Origin of the sequence: Hymenobacter qilianensis, from assembly GCF_014489555.1 — a bacterium.
Lineage (GTDB): Bacteria > Bacteroidota > Bacteroidia > Cytophagales > Hymenobacteraceae > Hymenobacter > Hymenobacter qilianensis.
Genome location: NZ_CP060784.1, coordinates 3,642,021 through 3,659,289 on the forward strand (window position 1 = coordinate 3,642,021; position 17,269 = coordinate 3,659,289).

The 17,269-nt window shown below is 54.2% G+C and carries 11 protein-coding genes and 1 pseudogene; 7 read left to right on the forward strand and 5 right to left on the reverse strand.

The window, feature by feature from the left end:
- Window positions 1-234: 234 nt before the first annotated feature.
- The 4 genes and pseudogenes from H9L05_RS26340 to H9L05_RS16420 form a co-directional block, all read right to left on the reverse strand.
- Window positions 235-3,188: pseudogene (locus tag H9L05_RS26340) on the reverse strand (leucine--tRNA ligase).
- A gap of 234 nt (window positions 3,189-3,422) precedes the next feature.
- Window positions 3,423-4,628, reverse strand: a complete 1,206-nt coding sequence (locus H9L05_RS16410) for a porin (protein ID WP_223284514.1) — start codon at window positions 4,626-4,628, stop codon at window positions 3,423-3,425.
- Window positions 4,629-4,672: 44 nt separating this feature from the next.
- The gene (locus tag H9L05_RS16415) at window positions 4,673-5,512 is read right to left on the reverse strand and encodes a spheroidene monooxygenase (protein WP_187731841.1); all 840 of its coding nucleotides are present in this window, start codon (window positions 5,510-5,512) and stop codon (window positions 4,673-4,675) included.
- A gap of 233 nt (window positions 5,513-5,745) precedes the next feature.
- Window positions 5,746-6,255 (reverse strand): pyridoxamine 5'-phosphate oxidase family protein, encoded by a 510-nt coding sequence (locus H9L05_RS16420; RefSeq protein WP_187731842.1) that lies wholly within the window; start codon window positions 6,253-6,255, stop codon window positions 5,746-5,748.
- Between the two features lie 121 nt (window positions 6,256-6,376).
- Between H9L05_RS16420 and H9L05_RS16425 the strand changes: the two genes are divergently transcribed.
- Window positions 6,377-6,994 carry an acyl carrier protein phosphodiesterase gene (locus H9L05_RS16425; RefSeq protein WP_187731843.1) on the forward strand — a complete coding sequence of 206 codons (618 nt, stop codon included), beginning with the start codon at window positions 6,377-6,379 and terminating at the stop codon, window positions 6,992-6,994.
- A gap of 178 nt (window positions 6,995-7,172) precedes the next feature.
- On the forward strand, window positions 7,173-7,721 hold the full coding sequence (locus H9L05_RS16430; protein WP_187731844.1) for a DUF4348 domain-containing protein: 549 nt from the start codon (window positions 7,173-7,175) through the stop codon (window positions 7,719-7,721).
- A 105-nt stretch (window positions 7,722-7,826) separates the two neighbouring features.
- Here H9L05_RS16430 and H9L05_RS16435 read toward each other — a convergent pair whose 3' ends face one another.
- Window positions 7,827-8,342 (reverse strand): FKBP-type peptidyl-prolyl cis-trans isomerase, encoded by a 516-nt coding sequence (locus H9L05_RS16435; protein ID WP_187731845.1) that lies wholly within the window; start codon window positions 8,340-8,342, stop codon window positions 7,827-7,829.
- 223 nt (window positions 8,343-8,565) lie between these two features.
- Between H9L05_RS16435 and H9L05_RS16440 the strand changes: the two genes are divergently transcribed.
- The 5 genes from H9L05_RS16440 (at window position 8,566) to H9L05_RS16460 (ending at window position 17,165) form a co-directional block, all read left to right on the forward strand.
- Window positions 8,566-9,702: an NHL repeat-containing protein gene (locus H9L05_RS16440; protein WP_187731846.1), complete on the forward strand. Its 1,137-nt coding sequence runs from the start codon at window positions 8,566-8,568 to the stop codon at window positions 9,700-9,702.
- A 449-nt stretch (window positions 9,703-10,151) separates the two neighbouring features.
- Entirely contained in the window at window positions 10,152-11,474 is a 1,323-nt protein-coding gene (locus H9L05_RS16445) for an FG-GAP-like repeat-containing protein (RefSeq protein ID WP_223284515.1), read from the forward strand.
- A 41-nt stretch (window positions 11,475-11,515) separates the two neighbouring features.
- The gene (locus tag H9L05_RS16450; protein WP_187731848.1) at window positions 11,516-12,079 is read left to right on the forward strand and encodes a hypothetical protein; all 564 of its coding nucleotides are present in this window, start codon (window positions 11,516-11,518) and stop codon (window positions 12,077-12,079) included.
- Window positions 12,076-16,113: an FG-GAP-like repeat-containing protein gene (locus H9L05_RS16455; RefSeq protein ID WP_187731849.1), complete on the forward strand. Its 4,038-nt coding sequence runs from the start codon at window positions 12,076-12,078 to the stop codon at window positions 16,111-16,113. The genes H9L05_RS16450 and H9L05_RS16455 overlap by 4 nt, the downstream gene beginning before the upstream one ends.
- A 23-nt stretch (window positions 16,114-16,136) precedes the next feature.
- Window positions 16,137-17,165, forward strand: coding sequence for an FG-GAP-like repeat-containing protein (locus tag H9L05_RS16460; protein WP_187731850.1), 1,029 nt, complete (start codon window positions 16,137-16,139; stop codon window positions 17,163-17,165).
- Window positions 17,166-17,269 lie beyond the last annotated feature (104 nt).

Genomic DNA, 17,269 nt, shown 5'->3' on the forward strand with positions numbered 1-17,269 from the left:
CGCTTGGCCTGCTCAGCACCTTCGGCTCTCGCCTCAGATACTGCTACCAATCTTAGATTATTTGGAAAAGCAAAAAGCCCCCAGAGATACTCTGGGGGGCTTTTTCTGAGGTAAAGCGAGTCGAGCGGTAGCGGTTACGGAGGCGCTAGCCGACGTAGCCGCGTAAAACGACTAGCGTCAGGCTCCCCCTTTCCCTTAGGAGAGGGGGCCGGGGGTGAGGCCAATCGTGGGGCTCTACACTACCACATTCACCATCCGGCCGGGCACCACGATTACCTTTTTCGCTGCTTTGCCTTCGCTGAACTTTTCGAAAATCTCGGAGGCCAAGACTTCCTTCTCAATATCAGCGGCAACGGCAGCGGCGGCGAAGGTCATTTTGCCGCGCATCTTGCCGTTGAAGGAAATGGGATAATCGATGCTGGCTTCTTCGAGGTATTTCTCCTCGAATACTGGGAATTGAGCGTTAGTAATGCTGCCGGGCTCGTGACCTAGTTCAGCCCACAGTTCCTCGGCCAAGTGAGGTGCGTAAGGAGAAATAATTACCGTGAGTGGCTCCAGAATAGCGCGCTTGTGGCAATTCAGGGCCGTTAGCTCGTTCACGGCAATCATGAAGGTGCTGACGGAAGTGTTGAACGAGAACCGCTCAATGTCTTCCTGCGCCTTTTTGATGGCTTTGTGCAGAGCCTTCAACTCGGCAGGCGTCGCGGCCTCGTCGGTGACGGCTAACTTTCCATCTTCGGGGTGGAACAAGCGCCAGAGCTTCTTTAGGAAGCTGCTCACGCCGCTCATACCGCTGGTATTCCAGGGCTTGAACTGCTCCAGCGGCCCCAAGAACATTTCGTAAAGACGCAACGCGTCCGCGCCGTAACGATTGATCAACTCATCTGGATTGGCTACGTTGAAGCGGTTTTTCGACATCTTCTCAACCTCCCAACCGCAGATGTACCGCCCATCATCTTCAGTGATGAATTCTGAATTAGTAAAGTCAGGACGCCACCGACGGAATGCTTCCATGTTCATGAAATCATTCTCCACAATGCTTATATCCACGTGCAGAGCAGAGAAACCCTGAAAGCCATCGACATGATTAATAACAACGCCCAAATCGCGCTTATTAAACTCAGCAGGATAGTTTTTTATAAAGTTCTTAATCTCATCAATTGTAGATGCATCACCAGCTTCATACTTATCCAGCTTACCTTTTGATATAAAAATTGCAGGCGGAAAATACTTCGATAAAGCTGATTGCGAGCTTTGTCTTGAATCCACATTCCAAGTCAGATTCAATCGATACACGAAGTTCGAGCGGCCCAAAATCATCCCCTGATTAATCAGCTTCTGGAAAGGCTCGTTGCCACTGACGAGGCCCAGATCCTTCAAAAACAGATACCAGAAACGGGCATACAGCAAGTGGCCAGTAGCGTGCTCTGCTCCCCCCATGTAGAGGTCAACGGTTTGCCAGTACTGCTCGGCTTCCTCGCTCACAAACCGCTCGTCGTTGTGCGGGTCCATATAGCGGAGGTAGTACCAGCTAGAGCCGGCCCAACCGGGCATAGTGCTTAGCTCGAAGTCGAACTTGCCGCGGTACTTCCAATCCTGCGCGCGGCCCAGAGGCGGCTCGCCGGTTTCGGTGGGCTTGTACTCGTCGATTTCGGGCAGCACGATGGGTAAATCAGCTTCGGCAACACCATAGGCCAAACCTTCCTTATAGTAAATCGGGAGGGGCTCACCCCAGTAGCGCTGACGGCCAAAAATGGCGTCGCGCAGGCGGAAGTTTACCTTGCCTTTACCCAAGTTGTGCTCTTCCAGCCAAGTAATGAGCTTGTCGTTGGCTTCTTTGAAGGTGAGGCCGTTGATGAGCTCAGAGTTGATGTAGCGGCCTTCCTTGGTGGGGTCGGCTTGCTGATCGAGGTTCTGCTGAGCGTCGGTGACGGCGATGATAGGCAGGTTGAAGTGCTTGGCGAAGAGGTAGTCGCGCTGGTCGCCACTGGGCACGGCCATCACGGCGCCGGTGCCGTAGCCAGCTAGCACGTAGTCGGCCAACCACACGGGCACAGGCTCGGCACTCACCGGATTGATAGCGTAGCTGCCAGTAAATACACCCGACACAGTTTTGGTGTCGGCCATACGGTCGCGCTCCGAGCGGCGCTTACTGGCCAGCACGTAGGCTTCTACGGCTTCTTTTTGCTCGGGCGTAGTGAGCTGGGCGGCCAACTCGTGCTCGGGGCCAATACCATGAAGGTGGCGCCATAAATTGTGTCGACGCGGGTGGTGTACACCTTAATGCCCTGCTGGGGGGCATTTTGGAGCGGAAACGTAACCTCAGCGCCCACCGAGCGGCCGATCCAGTTCCGCTGCATTTCCTTCACCGGCTCGGGCCAGTCGATGGTGTCGAGGCCCTGAAGCAGGCGGTCGGCGTAGGCTGTGATGCGCAGGTTCCACTGGGGCATCAGGCGGCGCTCGACGGGGTAGCCGCCGCGCTCCGAGAGGCCATCTTTCACCTCATCATTGCTGAGCACTGTGCCCAGGGCCGCGCACCAGTTCACGTACGTATCCGACTGATAAGCCAAACGATAGGGGTGAACCGCGTCGATGCGCTGCTTCTCGGTCATCATCTGCCACTGCCCGGCCGTGAAGTCGTGGCGCTCGTCGGCGTCGCCGGCGGCACGCACGCCGGCGCTGCCTTTCTCGCCAAAAATATCCTGCAAGGTGCGGATGTTCTCGGCGCGGTTAGTTTCCAGGTTATACCAAGAGTTGAACAGCTTGAGAAAAATCCACTGCGTCCACTTGTAATAGCTAGAATCGGAGGTGCGAATTTCGCGGCTCCAGTCGTAGCTAAAGCCCAGCGACGAAAGCTGCTCAATGTATCGCTGAATGTTCTCGCGGGTGGTCTTCTCGGGGTGCTGCCCGGTCTGGATAGCGTACTGCTCGGCGGGCAGGCCAAATGAGTCGAAGCCCATGGGATGCAGCACGTTAAAGCCCTGCAAACGCTTGAAGCGCGACACAATATCGGAGGCAATATAGCCCAGCGGATGACCTACGTGCAGGCCCGCGCCTGAGGGGTACGGGAACATGTCGAGCACGTAGTACTTGGGCTTGTCGAAGCTGTTGCTTACCTCGAAAGTTTTATGTGTTTTCCAGTGGGCTTGCCACTTTTTTTCAATTTCCTCGGGACGATACGCGGGCATTAGCAGGAGTTTAGGCTGTTCTGAACAGGCGAAATTACGCAAAAAGCCGCGCGGCTCCTTGATAAATAGCCTATGGTAGCTACAAGGCAGGTTCCGTCAGCTCTGGGGGGCTTTTTTAGGCGCATGCTGAGGTTGCCACACTATCTGTCATGCAGAGCGGTAGGGAAGCATCTCGCTCACGGTAGTGGGATTACTAACCTCTCGTCAGCGCTAACGAGCAAGGTCAGTATATGCCTAAATACCCAACTCAAACTGAAACACGCCGCCCCAGCGGTTGCCGGGCGCGTCGAGGTCCCAGTTGCCGCGGGCGGGTTGGTAGCTGGCATTGAGCTGGGCTTTCACGCGGTGCTTGCGCAGGTATTTGGTCAGGCCAAACTCCAGTACGTCCTGCTGATCAACTTGCTCTCTGAGCACACGATTGGGCTGTAGCCAGGAGTAGCGCAGGGCTGGCTCCCAACCGGAGGGAAAATAGTAGGAAAGCTGCTGATTAAGTCCTTGTCCTACAAAAGCATAGCGCAGGTCGTTGGTAGAATCGTAGGTGAAGGGATTGGGACTGGTGCGGCGCATGTATTCCGTCTGATAAGCCCAACCCTGGTATTTCACCATCGCATCGGTGATAAAGGTGCCCAGGTCGACGGGGCTGTACAGCTCCACGCCGAGTTGGCCCCCACTGCGTACGGTTTGCCGGTTGTAGCTGTAGCCCGCCGCCAGCGAAACTTTGGGGGTAGGCTCGCGCTCGATGTCGCCCTCCGAATAGTCGCCGCCGCCCTTAAAGGCGCCCAGGGGCAGCAGCTCGGCGCGGCCCGTGTAAGCCAGGCCCGGACCGGAGCCGTTTGGCCCCCGGCCCTCACCCGTGGTAATGGCGCCTTTCAGCGAATACAAGGCAACCGGGCCCAGCGGATGGGTATAATATGCCTTAATGCCAAAGTCGCGGTCAATGGTGAGGGCGGCATTCACAATAGAGCGCTCCGCAAACTGCAATTGACCCGAGGAAACAACCCGCTGACGGTTACCGGGCTGCTTGTTTAGCCCAAAAGCAAAATAGAGGTTGGGCGTAACATTATAAAAAATGACCGCATCACGCACGATGTTGGCCACGCCCAAGGATTCAAAATCCTGGTCGCCGCGGGAAAAGGAGAGTTGCAGACTGTAGCCGAGTTTTTCCGTAAGTACGTAGCCATCAGCGCGCAGGCGCAGACGGCGCACGCGCGCATCATATTCCCGCACGCTCAGGTCGGTGCCCGACTTAGAGATAAAGCCCGCCCGGTTTTGCATGCGGAAGCGAAAGTTGATGTAAAACAGGGAATCAGCTGAGCGGAATTCCATGCCGTTGAAGCGCATTGGCCGCTCATCATTTTCGACCTGGGCCCGCGCTTCCTGATTAAGACCCAATAAAAGCCCCCCACTCAGGCCAGCGGCTAACAATAAACGTCGTTTCATACGGCCGCAAGTTCGGAAATCGGGCGTGGTCGATAACCAGAAATTTAAATGTGGCGGTCGTGCAGAGCGGGAGCGGAGCATCGCGCGGGATCATGTGTGAGCACTGATCCCGCTAAACACGCGAGATGCTTCGGCTTCGCCTCTGCATGACGTTCAGGTTTTCTGATTTGCTTACAATAACACGCCCGCCAGCGGATTTTTGCCCCCCAGGTGCCTTCGCTGCTCAGCACCCGAAACCGGGCAAACAGCTCTTCGCCGTACCATTTTTCCTGCCGCGTCAGCCGGATAACCTCCTTGTGCGTGGCATCGCGGTACGCATACTGCTGCATGGCCTGCGCCGACTCCCAGATGCTGAATGTGGCCTGCCGCACCACCGGCAGCTCACCCAGCCCCACGGCTCCCAGCACGCCCTGCGCTTTGGCTATGGCGGCGCTGGTAGGGGCCACGTACCGCCAGAAGCGCGGCGTTTTCCACCACCGAATGGAAGCACGGGTCAGCACGGCCACCGGCCCGTCGCTGGGGGGCATTTCTACAGCGTAGTCAAATGGATTGGTGCCGTCCCAAAGTCCATGCGCTTTGATAGGAGCCAGATGCGCCGTCCAGATTTCCTGGCTCTGGCGCTGGTACTCAACCCACAGCGGATGCGATGCAAAAAACGCTGCGGCCGCCTCCGCCGATTCCCACACCGCCATCATCCCGTACAAATGCAAGTTGGGCCGCAGCCCAAACCCGTTGTCGGCCCCGCTGCCTAGCAGCTTGAAAAACCGCAGCCCCGCCACCTTGCGCAGCGGAGCCTGCGAAGTGCCCATCTGAGCCAGCCCCCAGCGCTTCTGGCCGGGCGCAAGGCCAAATAATGAAATAGTAGTGAGCGGGGAGGAGGTCAAGCGAATGGTATTCAGGTCTGAAAATTAATATGTAAACCTAAAAGAACGTCATGCAGAGGCGGAGCCGAAGCATCTCGCGTGCTGACGAGAGGTTAGTAATCCCACTACCGCGAGCGAGATGCTTCGGCTCCGCCTCTGCATGACGTTCTGATAAAAACGTAATCATGAAAACTAGTAAGCAACAAAAAAGGGCCAGAATTGCTTCCAGCCCTCTCGCATAGCTCAGAAAAGCACTATTTGGGGTTTACTTTGGTATGCTCGTCGCCGGTGGGCTGGTACCGCTCGCCGGTGGCTACGGCTTTCACATAGCCGAAAGCGTGCACCAGTACGTTGCTGGGCTGATCCCAGTACTCGCCGCGCTGTATGTCTACTTTGAGCAGGGAGATATTCGGGTCGTCGGAGCCTTTAGGAAACCAAGTACGCAAGCCTTCATTCCACAGCTCTTTGATTTTCTCGCGGTCATTTACGATGCTGGCAATGCCCGAAATGGACACGTACAGGTTGTCATTAGGCTTGGAGTAGCCCAGGTTGATGTGCCGATCCTGCTGCACCTCATCGATTTTGGCGGAGTCGCGCTCCGTGAAAAACCATAGCGTGCCGGTATTCTCGGGCTCGTGGGTGTACATCGGGCGGCTATGCAGGGTACCATCGGGCTCGATGGTGGTCATCATCGCGATTTTGATGTCTTTGATACGGTCAATCAGCTTGGTAACGTCGTTACTTACGGCTACGTGCTCGGCCATGATTTCTAGGGTTTTGGTGGTGTTTGGAACAGTACCTGGAAATACGGCCGGTGGGCCGAAGGTTCAGGGCTGTCGAGCTTTTCGCCCTTTCCCAACTGGTCCGGATGTACTTTTGCCCCCCATGAACTTTCTGGCCCACCTGCTGCTCTCTGGCTCGCCCGCCGCCCCCGATTACGCCGATATCGTGGTGGGCAACTTCGCGGCCGAAGCCGTGCGCGGCCGGGCCGGGGTGTTGGCCTACCCGCCCGCGGTGCAGCGCGGCATCCGCCTGCACCGCTTCATCGACTCGTATACCGATGCCCACCCGCTGGTGCGCCGAACCACCGCCCGCCTGCGCGGCGCCGGCCTGGGCAAGTGGGCCGGCGTAGTCTCCGACGTTGGCTTCGACCACCTACTGGCCCGCGACTTCGCCCACTATCACCTCGACGACCCCGCGGAACCGCTGCCCGCCTTTGCCCAGCGCCACTATGCCCTGCTGCACACCCGCCGCCACGAGCTACCCGAGCGCCTCCGCCACCTGCTCCACTACATGCGCCGCGATGATTGGCTCACCGGCTACGCCCGCCCCCAGGGCCTGGAACGCGCCCTGCTGGGCCTTAGCCGCCGCGTACCCAGCGCCGAAATACTAGCCACCGGCGCCGCCGCATTTCTGGCGGAGCTGCCGGCGTATGAAGCGGATTTTCGGGCGTTCTGGCCGGAGCTGAGGGAGGCGGCAAGTCAATCCGTCAACAGCGCATAATAAGGCTGACGTCAGAACTGGCGCGAGCTTGCAGCTCGTGACTACCATGCCGGGAGGCTGCGCCTCCCATGCTAGAACAAAATCGTTTTGGTAAAAGGTGATTTATTGCAGTTCCTGCTTGCCGCTTTGCGGCAGTGGAGGTGCAACCTCCACAATATGGCTAATCACGAGTTACGCTTTGCTAAACTCGCGCTATTTAGAGGGAGATGCTAAACTTGCAATAATTACTATTATATTAATAATAAAAAAATCCTTAAAGATGAATAATGTAAATATTGCGACTATAATCTTAATTACTCTAGTACCAATGATACTAGGGGGCTGTCAAGATAATTATGCTGAAAAGAAAGATTTTAAAGAAGCTAGCCAAGTAGCTAGTAGCAAAGACACTATCTTTTCATTAGAGCCCTTTGATGCTTTTTATAAAAGATTTACGAATGACAGCATATTTCAAATACAAAGGATAAAATTTCCTTTGCCTGGAATAAATACTGATGGAATGGATGTAAGTGATACAATTTATTATTGGCAGAAAGGTAAATGGAGAATGTTTAAAGGAATTCCAAGTGATATTGATACTATAAACTTTGAGGTGAAAAAAATACGATCAGATACCATTGCTATTAATGAGGTGTCGCAAAAACATGTTTCTTTTAGTTCTAAATACATTTTTAAGCCCAAGGAAGGTAGATGGTATTTGGTTTACTATGAAGATATTAATCTGTAATTGTTAAAGACAGAAAAAATCTTTGAAACATTAATATCTTCATAGTAAACAAATAAAAAACGGGACTTTATAGCCCCGTTTTTTATTCAAATCAAATAGTAATCCTTAGTGGTGATGTCCACCTTCGCCGTGCACGTGGCCGTGAGCTAGCTCTTCCTGTGTAGCGTCGCGGACGGCGGCTACTTTACCGTCGAAGTGCATGACCATGCCGGCCAGGGGGTGGTTGAAGTCCATTTGCACTTCCGTGTCGCCGATGGACACTACTTTGCCTTGCATCTGGTGGCCTTCGTTGTCGGACATGGGCAGGAAGTTGCCTTCCTGGAGCATCTCCTCATCTATCTGGCCATCCACTTCAAATACCTGCTTGGGGATGCCCACTACGGCTTGCTGGTCGTAGTCGCCGTAGGCCTGGTCAGGGGTGAGGGAGAAGTTGAAGGAGTCGCCGGCTTGTTTGCCATCAAGCTGATTTTCAAACTCCTCGGGCAAGCCGCTGTGACCGAACAGAAACACCATGGGGCTGTCGGCCTCAGCCGATTCTACCAATACTTTTTCGTTGTTCTCGTCCGTCACGCTGAGGTCGTAGGTGATGGTAACGACTTTGTTTTCGCTGATTTGAGCCATACTGCAGGGGACTGAAAAGTCCTGGAATGTGGGTTGGAAATGGGTTTCGAGCGGCTAGTTACGGAAATGATGCCTAATGCCAGCGCTACCCTCTGTGATACTGCAACCCAGGCGGTGGGGTTTTGGAGAAGTAAAAATTTGCCCCCCGCCAAACGAGTTTGGTGGCAGGCCGTTAACCTAAACCGTAGAGTACTAAAAACCAATTACCTGCCCAAACTACCCTATGAAAACCAACCTCATAACCCTTCTGCTTGCCTGCGGAGGGCTGCTGGCCAGCTGCCAGTCAAACTCCACCAAAACCGAAGCGACCGATATGCCCGCTGCCGCTGCACCCGCCGATACGGCCGCAGCCACCCCAGATACTATAGCCCAAGTCGGCAGCCCCAAGCTGCTGCACACCCTCGATGAGGCCCACAACACGCCCGATGGTATGGCTTTGGCGCCTAACGGCAACATCATCCTGTCTGTGCCCAATCTGGCCAATAATTCCTATCCGGCCGTGCTCATGGAAATGACCGATACCAGCCTGATACCCTACCTGACCACTTTGCCCCCCGAGCCCACTACCAACAAGGCAGCCCCCATGGACCTCGCCTTCGGACCCGACGGCCACCTGTACTACGCCGAGAATCAGTACGAAAACGACAAAAAATTCAAATCGCGGCTGATGCGGGTGCGGGTGGAAAACGGCAAGCCCGGCACCGTAGAAACGGTGGTCGACAACTTTGCGCTGGCAAATGCCGTGGTTTGGAAAGAAAATAAGATTTATGTAACTGACAGCCAGTGGGATATGCCCAACGACGACAAAGGAAGCGCCGTGCTGGTGTTTACTTTGGATGAGCTAAACAAGGGCGTGGTGCACCTAAAACCCAAAACCAAGGACCCACATGTGTTGGCCACCTTCACCACTCAGGTCAACGAAACCGGCCTAGACAACGGCGCCGACGGCCTCGACTACGACAGCCGCGGCGACTTCTACACCGGCTCCTTCGGTGACGGTACTTTCTATAAATTGACGATGAAGCCCAATGGTACGTTGGCCAAAAAAGAAGCCCTCAAGCTCACCGGCGACAAAATAACCTGCGTCGATGGCCTCGTCATCGACCGCGCCACCGACAAAGTCTACGTCTGCAACTCCCGCGACAACGCCATTCAGGTTATCAACCTGAAAAACAACTCGGTAACCACCCTGGCCAAAAACGGTGACACCAACGGCGCCAATGGCCTCCTCGACCAGCCCGCCGAAGTGCTGCTCAACGGCAAGCGTCTCTATGTGACCAACTTCGATAAGCCGGAGAAGAACTTTGTGAATACAAAGTCAGACGCGCCGCATACGATGTCGGTGATTGATTTGAAGTAGCCTCACCCCCCAGCCTAATTTCGCTTAAAGCGCGAAGTCCCGCGGAGCGGGGCGCCAGACTACTCATGCTACGCGGCTACGTTGGCTAACGCACCCGCCACTAATCTAGCAGTAGCATAGAGTACTATATCTAGCATAAAAAGCCCCTAGAATAGTTCTGGGGGCTTTTTTTGCTAGATATATTCGGTTTCTGTACTGAGGGCGCGGGCCGGAGAGGTAGTGTTGGCCATGTCCATACAGCATATGAAAGAACCGCCTTTCATCCATTTTATGGATTGTGCTATAGAAGATTAAATCGTGATTTCTAGTAGATTTTAAAATTTATAAAGAAGTTACTTAAATGGCTTTATAATTCATTTAAACCCGAAATTCAGGCTTTATAATTGTACTATATTTATGTAAGACTTGGTTTGTACTATTTGAACTTTTACTTCATCAGCTATAGGCGTATGCGTCAATACTTTACATGTAATATTTTATTTTTTCTATCTATTTGGGTTTTCCTTGGGATAGGCAGTGGCTCAACGGTGTGGGCACAAGCACCAACTGTAGTAAGCATGCAACCTGTGCGTCATGCGGCGGCAGCACCCCGCGTGGAGCCCGTGACATTGAATTTTACGCAAGCTATTACGACCTCCTCGGCTACTAATCTGCGGGTTTATGGTAGTCAGGGACGCGGCCTGCTTTCCGGTCGGCTTAACGGTGGCCACACATCTACGCTGGTCTTTTCGCCAGTTCAGCCCTATGCTCCTGGCGAGCGCGTAAGCGTAAGTATACCTACCACGCTTACGAGTACGGGAGGTATAGGGGCCAGGCGCCATGTATACACCTTTACAGCTGCAACTGCGGGATTAGGGCAAGGTTTCTTCCTCGACACAACTGAAGTTGCTCCCACTAACTCCCGCGATCAATTACTGGGAGACCTTGATAATGATGGCGACTTAGACCTAGTGACCTCGTCGGGATTGTTCGGCATGTATTCATACATGAATAACGGCCAGGGGCACTTTACGCCACTTTTCAATTCCGTTGTAGGAAGTACACCTAGTGGAGCTACTCTGGCCGATATAAACCAGGATGGCTATCTAGACTTGCTGGCGGGCGATGCTGATAACGCCACCGTAGGTATTGGATTTGGCGACCATGCTGGAAGTTTCGGTTTCCTCAATTTAGCTGGACAATTAGTATCAGTGGGCGCACGACCAGTAAGCGTGGCTACCGGCGACGTAGACGGCGATGGGGACCTGGACTTTGTGTCGGCTAACCACTGGGGTAATTCCGTGACGGTAGGCTTCAATGGTGGTGCCGCTCAACTTTTTAAGTTTACCGCTACCGCTAGTGTAAGCGTAGGTATAGAGCCTACTACGGTGCAGCTGGCTGACTTGGACAATGACGGCGACTTAGATGTTCTCACCAGCAATAGTGGCAGTAATTCGGTTAGTATCCGGTTCAATAATGGGCTTGGCGGCTTTAGCGGCACTACGAGCGTGGCGGTAGGCGGGGCGCCTTCTGACCTGGACCTAGCTGACCTAGACCTGGATGGCGACCTGGACTTGGTTACCGCCAACGCAGCTGATGGGACGGTGAGCGTGCGCCTTAATAGCGGCTTGGGCGGCTTTACTGGTACTACTACCTTAGCCTTACCGCCTGGTAGCACTCCCACGGGGCTACGTACTGGAGACGTGAATGCTGATGGCGCCCCAGATCTGGTTGTAGCACAGGGCCGCGGGGGCAAATTATTACGTTTCTTAATAATGGAACAGGTGGTTTAGCTGCTCAATTTGGAGCGTTAGAATTAACGGCCAAGTTTGGGTTGCCCACCTCCTTAGGCGTAACGCTAGGGGACGTAGACGGTGATGGTGACCTGGACCTAATCACGGCTGATGAGCAGCGGGGCCGCGTAATATTGGGCCGAGATGGATTAGCTCCATCAGTAGGAATTCCCACCTTAAATGCCTTTTCGCCAGGGGCTGGGCCAGTAGGAGCCACCGGCATCCGCCTAGCGGGCACCAATCTTAGTAGCACTACCGGCGTTTATTTCAATGGCGTAAGTGCGCGCTTTGTGGTTAACTCTAATTCGCAGGTGGTGGCAGTAGTGCCGACCGGTGCCAGCACGGGACCGCTACGCATCACTACCGTAGGAGGCTCAGTGACTTCCGTCCAACCCTTCGTTGTGACAGAGGGGCCTGTGCCTCCAGTGCTTGTAACGTCTACTACACCACAAGCAAATGCCCTCAATGTAAGTGCTACCGCAAATCTACAGGCTACCTTTGCTAGTCCGATTACCGACTTGTCGGCTCCTGCCATGCACGTATTTGGTTCGCAACGGCGGGGCGGCAGCTGGGGGGCATTAGTGGTGGAAACACTACCACCTTGAGTCTGACTCCTAACCCAGCTTTTGCTCCGGGCGAACACGTAGCGTTAAGCCTGCCAGCAGGCCTAACAGGAACTTCAGGTGGTTCGGTGCAGCCCCGGGTAGTAGAGTTTCGGGTGGCAACGGGCGGCTCAGGCGAGGGCATCTTCGCGGAAGCGGGTAGCACGAGTATCCCGCTACCAACGCCTTCGGTTGGAGTACGAGCAGCCGACTTAGATAACGATGGCGACCTCGACCTTATTAGCAGCCCTCAGGTCACCGGTTCGGGTACTCTGGAATTGCGCTTCAATGACGGACAGGGCCGCTTTAGCCCGATGGCAAGTAGCGCCCCGCCTGCCCTAGTAGGTGCCTCAGGCGAGATACTGCCTGTCGATGTGGATGGGGATGGCGATTTCGACTTGCTCGTATCAGAGGGCTATTCGGACGCCTTGAGAATACCCCGCATTAGCGTGTGGCATAACAACGGACAGGGACGCTTCACACCTGGTACACCGTTCTCTGTTGTGCGGGAGGCAACCAAGATACGCGTGGGCGACTTAGATGCTGATGGTGATCTGGACATAGTTTTCCGGGAGGACAACGATATAGTGCGGGTAGCTCTCAATAATGGAAGCGGAACGTTCACCTTAGCCGGCATAGCTAACTGTCCTAATATCTATCAGTTGCGCCTAGCCGACCTGGATCGGGATGGTGACCTTGATGTATTGGCCCTGTCTTCGCCTTGGCAGGGCGACCAGCTGGTGACTATCCTAAATGACGGACGGGGTGGGCTTACCGCTCAAACTCCAGCACGGATTTTTTTGCCGCGAAGTGTACAAGACTTAGCCGTGGGTGACCTTACGGAGGACGGAATTCCCGATGCGGTAGTTGTTGCTTACAACTACGGCAGCACCACTGCTACCTTGCCTGGCATGCTGGCCATATGGCCCGGGCAAGGTACTGGGCAGTTTGGTCCCCGCTCCACCCCAATTGAAGTCGGTGTGTATCCGCGGTCCGTCAGCTTGGCTGATGTCAACGCGGACGGTCACCTTGACATACTAACCCTCGCCGCAGGTGGCAGCGACGGATCGATTCTGCCGCCCGCTGAGTTAAATGTACAGCTAGGCGACGGGCATGGGGGAGTACACCAACCGAATACTCAAATTTTAGCTGCGCAAGGCAACCTAGTATTTAGTTCTGAGTTGGGAGACTTCGATGGAGATGGGGACTTAGACGTTGTATATAATAATCGGGAAAATAATGCATTAACTGTCCGGTTTAACCAAGGGCGCCCGGCTCCAACAGTGACTTCTTTCTCGCCAGCACAAGGCTCCGTTGGCGCGCGCGTGGTGCTGAGCGGCACTAACCTAAACAGCGCCCGGCAGGTAACTTTTGGGGGTGGGGCAGTAGCGGCCGTGCAGGTTTTATCACCCACTCAATGTGTGGCTATTATACCCGCTGGAGCAGTTTCCGGCCCGCTGCTTGTTACGACTCCGGGCGGAACGGGCAGCAGTGCGGGCAGTTTTACAGTAGTTGAACCTGTAGCCGCAATAAATCTTAGTCCTGCTCGCAACTCCCTGCGTGCCCCTAATAACGCGGATGTGGTTTTGCGCTTGAGTCAAAGCTTGGACGCTAACGCCGCTGCTGCCCTGGTCGTAACTAGTGAACAGCGGCAGGGGCGTCGTACAGGCACTGCTAGCGGTGTGGGCACGGCGGAGCGGCGTTTTGATCCAGCTCTGGATTTTACACCAGGTGAACGGGTGCAGGTTTCGTTGCCCGTACCCAGCCAACTATCCTCCAATACAGCTCAGTCCCAGGTATACGACTTTACTGCCGCCACGGGTGGACCTGGCCGCAATAACCTGCGCTGGGCAAGCTACGTGGCATTTGGTAGCGGCCCCACTGGAGATTTTGATGAAGATGGAGCTCCTGACTTAATAAACAGTGAAGGAAGAGAGGACCGCCTGCGCCTATTGTTTAATGATGGCAAGGGCCATTTTGGGGTGCGCACTACTACACTGGCTAACCCATTGATACGGGCTCTAAAAGTAGCGGACATCAACGGGGATGCTCACCTGGATCTGGTTATGAGCGAATACGTCACACGCAATTCAAACAACCGGGAAATTAATCGCCTCGTCTGGCGAGCTGGCACGGGCACGGGCAGCTTTGGCCCAGCGCAGCTGGTACATCAGGTAAGCGGCACAGCACCGAACATAGTCATTGGCGATTTAAACGGGGACGGCTTACCCGACATAATGGCCCTGATCCGGGAGGTGGATAGCGTTATGGTTTCCCTGAATTTGGGCAATGGAACCTTTCTACGGCAGGCAAATGTGGCTTCGGCGCCCTATGCCATGGCTATAAGCTTAGCTGACATCAATAATGATGGAATGCTCGACTTACTGACCTCGGGTACCGGTACTGCCTTTCTTTACAAAAGCCTAGGAATGGGAAATGGAAGCTTTGTGCCACAGCCCCCGCTGTCATTGGGTGGGCAGACGGGCGCCGCAATAGAGGTCGGTGACGTTGACTCCGATGGTAACCTCGACTTAGTTTTAGGTACCTCGGGAAGCGCAATATTATATCGGGGTGACGGGCGGGGTGAGTTTGGCCCTATGCAGGTGATAGGCTCATTGGGAAGGTCGAGCTATCTGCGCTTAGGCGACTTTGATGCTGATGGTGACTTCGATCTTCTAGTGGCAAATAATGAGCGCTATTTAGGGGTTCACTTGCTCTCCAATGACGGAGCAGGAAACTTTAGTCAGGCTGCCGTAGTGGGGGAGAATACCAACCCAGACCATGTAACCGTAGCTGATTTTGACCTCGATGGCAGCCTAGATATCGTTTTGGGTGGTGACAGCTTGACTGTTCCTGGTAGACTTGATACGAAGACAGGTCTGTTTACCTATTTAAACCATTCTATTGCGCCCGTTATTGTAGGATTTACCCCCCAGAGTGGCAGCGCAAGTGCCGAAATCACGCTTTCAGGACTAGGACTAGGCAGCGTGACCCGCGTAACAATAGGTGGAGTGCCAGTAGCCTTTACGGTAGAGTCGGAGAGCCAACTCAAACTCACTATTGATCCTAATACGGCTACTGGCCTAATTGTCGTTACTTCACCTCATGGCGTGGCTACGAGTACTAGTCCGTTCACGGTACCAACGCCTTCCATTACGAGCTTTACGCCCGGTAGCGGCGCAGTGCACCGGCTGGTTACGGTGACGGGGACTTATTTTGGCGGCGTTACTGCCGTGCGCTTCAACGGTGTGACGGCCCCTGGCTTCAAGCTACTGTCCGGCAATCAGCTTACAGTGTTGGTGCCCGCTGGCGCTGGCACCGGCCCTCTGAGCATTACGACGCCCAGCGGTACGGCTACTAGCCGCGAGGTATTTACATCTTCGACTGCAACGGGTTTGTTGCCCAGCCGAAATGGCCTTAATGTGGCCCCTGGTGCGAATCTAACCATGGAATTTTCGCAACCTGTGAGCGCGTCCGCCGCTGCTCATCTGCGTGTATATAGCAGCCAGCGTCAGGGCCTGCGAGCCGGTGTACTGACTGGAGCTGGCACAGGCTCGCTCACCTTTAACCCTACCTTGGACTTTGTTCCTGGTGAGTTGGTGAGCGTGACCTCACCCGACGCGCTTTTGGGGGTACAAGGCAAGACTTCGTCCAAGCAGGTGTACCAGTTCAGGGTGGCTACAGGCGGCACTGGGCAGGGCACATTTGTCGCTGATTCCGATTTGCCCCTCAAACTCACTTCCTCCGCTATCCGGCTGGGTGACATGGATGGTGATGGTGATCTGGATATGGTACTCAGTGTAGACACCAATGGTGACGACTATGTTGCGGTGGCCCTCAACACGGGCAACGGTAAATTTGCCCCACCGGTCTATACGCGGATAGAACACGCTTATGCCTGCTTACATCTCGGGGACTTTGACGGAGACGGAGACCTGGATGTAATAACCTCCGAGGGGAGCAATGTTGTTGTTTTCTCCAATGACGGGACTGGGCTACTTAGTCTCAAGCAGAGACTGTTGCCACTAGGGGAGTAAGAGGCAGCATCCATGAGTTCCCTGTGGAGGTAGGCGACATAGATGGGGATGGAGACCTTGACATAATAACGGGCAACTCAAGCCAAACTGCTATTTCAACACTACATAACGACGGAACTGGCAACTTCAGCGCTGAGCCGCAGCAGCAGATGAGTAGTTCATTTTCATTCATTCGCCTCGGTGACGTCGATAATGATGGTGACTTAGATCTGCTGGCAGCACCAGTGGGTACTTTAAGTCGAACTAACCACGTGCTAACAGTGCGGCTCAATGATGGCAACGGCAAATTTATTACCAACGCTGACGTAGTATTAGATAGGGCACCTACCACCCTAAAGCTTGGTGATATGGACGGTGATGGCAACCTGGATGTTGTACTAACTGACCGACCAGATTTTAGGCAGTGGGGAATAACAGTATTGCTCAACGATGGCACAGCGCGCTTCGCCAGTGCCGGACAGCGTCGGTTCATTTCTGCCAGCAATGATGTTGCCTACGTACTAGAATTGGGCGATGTAGATGCTGATGGTGACCTAGATGTCTTGACGTATGGCTTTGATTTTACTGCCAATGCTACTCAGAGCGTACGTTTATTTCTCAATGATGGGCGCGCTACGCTCACTAGTATGGCGGGTTTCTCCAGTCTTGGTGTACAATGGGACTTGATTTTGGGCGACGTTGATGGTGATGGTGACTTGGACTTGGTTACCGATGATAATAGAGGCCGCGGTGGGGTCACCATCCGACTGAACGGTCGCGGAGTGCCTTTAGCAACAAGGACCAGCACCCCGCTAGGAGGACTCGTTACCTTATATCCAAACCCTGCACACCAACAGTTTAATGTTGGGCTACCCGCCGGGTTGCTAATGCAGGCCGGGACGCTTGCGTTGCTCAATAGTCTCGGACAAGTAGTACATGAGCAAGGTATCTCTGCTGCCCCGGTGGGTGGTCAAGTATTTGTTTACCCGCGTAACTTATCCCCAGGGCTCTATTTTGTGCAGCTTACGATAGGGGAAAATCAACAGGTAGTAGGGCGTATTCTGTTACAGTAAATGGTAAAGTAGAGCAGCGAGATACCTGCACAGTTAAAGCTAACAGTCTATCTGTCGTTGATCTTCTCGTGGTTTAACATGTAAAAAGCCCCCAGAAATATTCT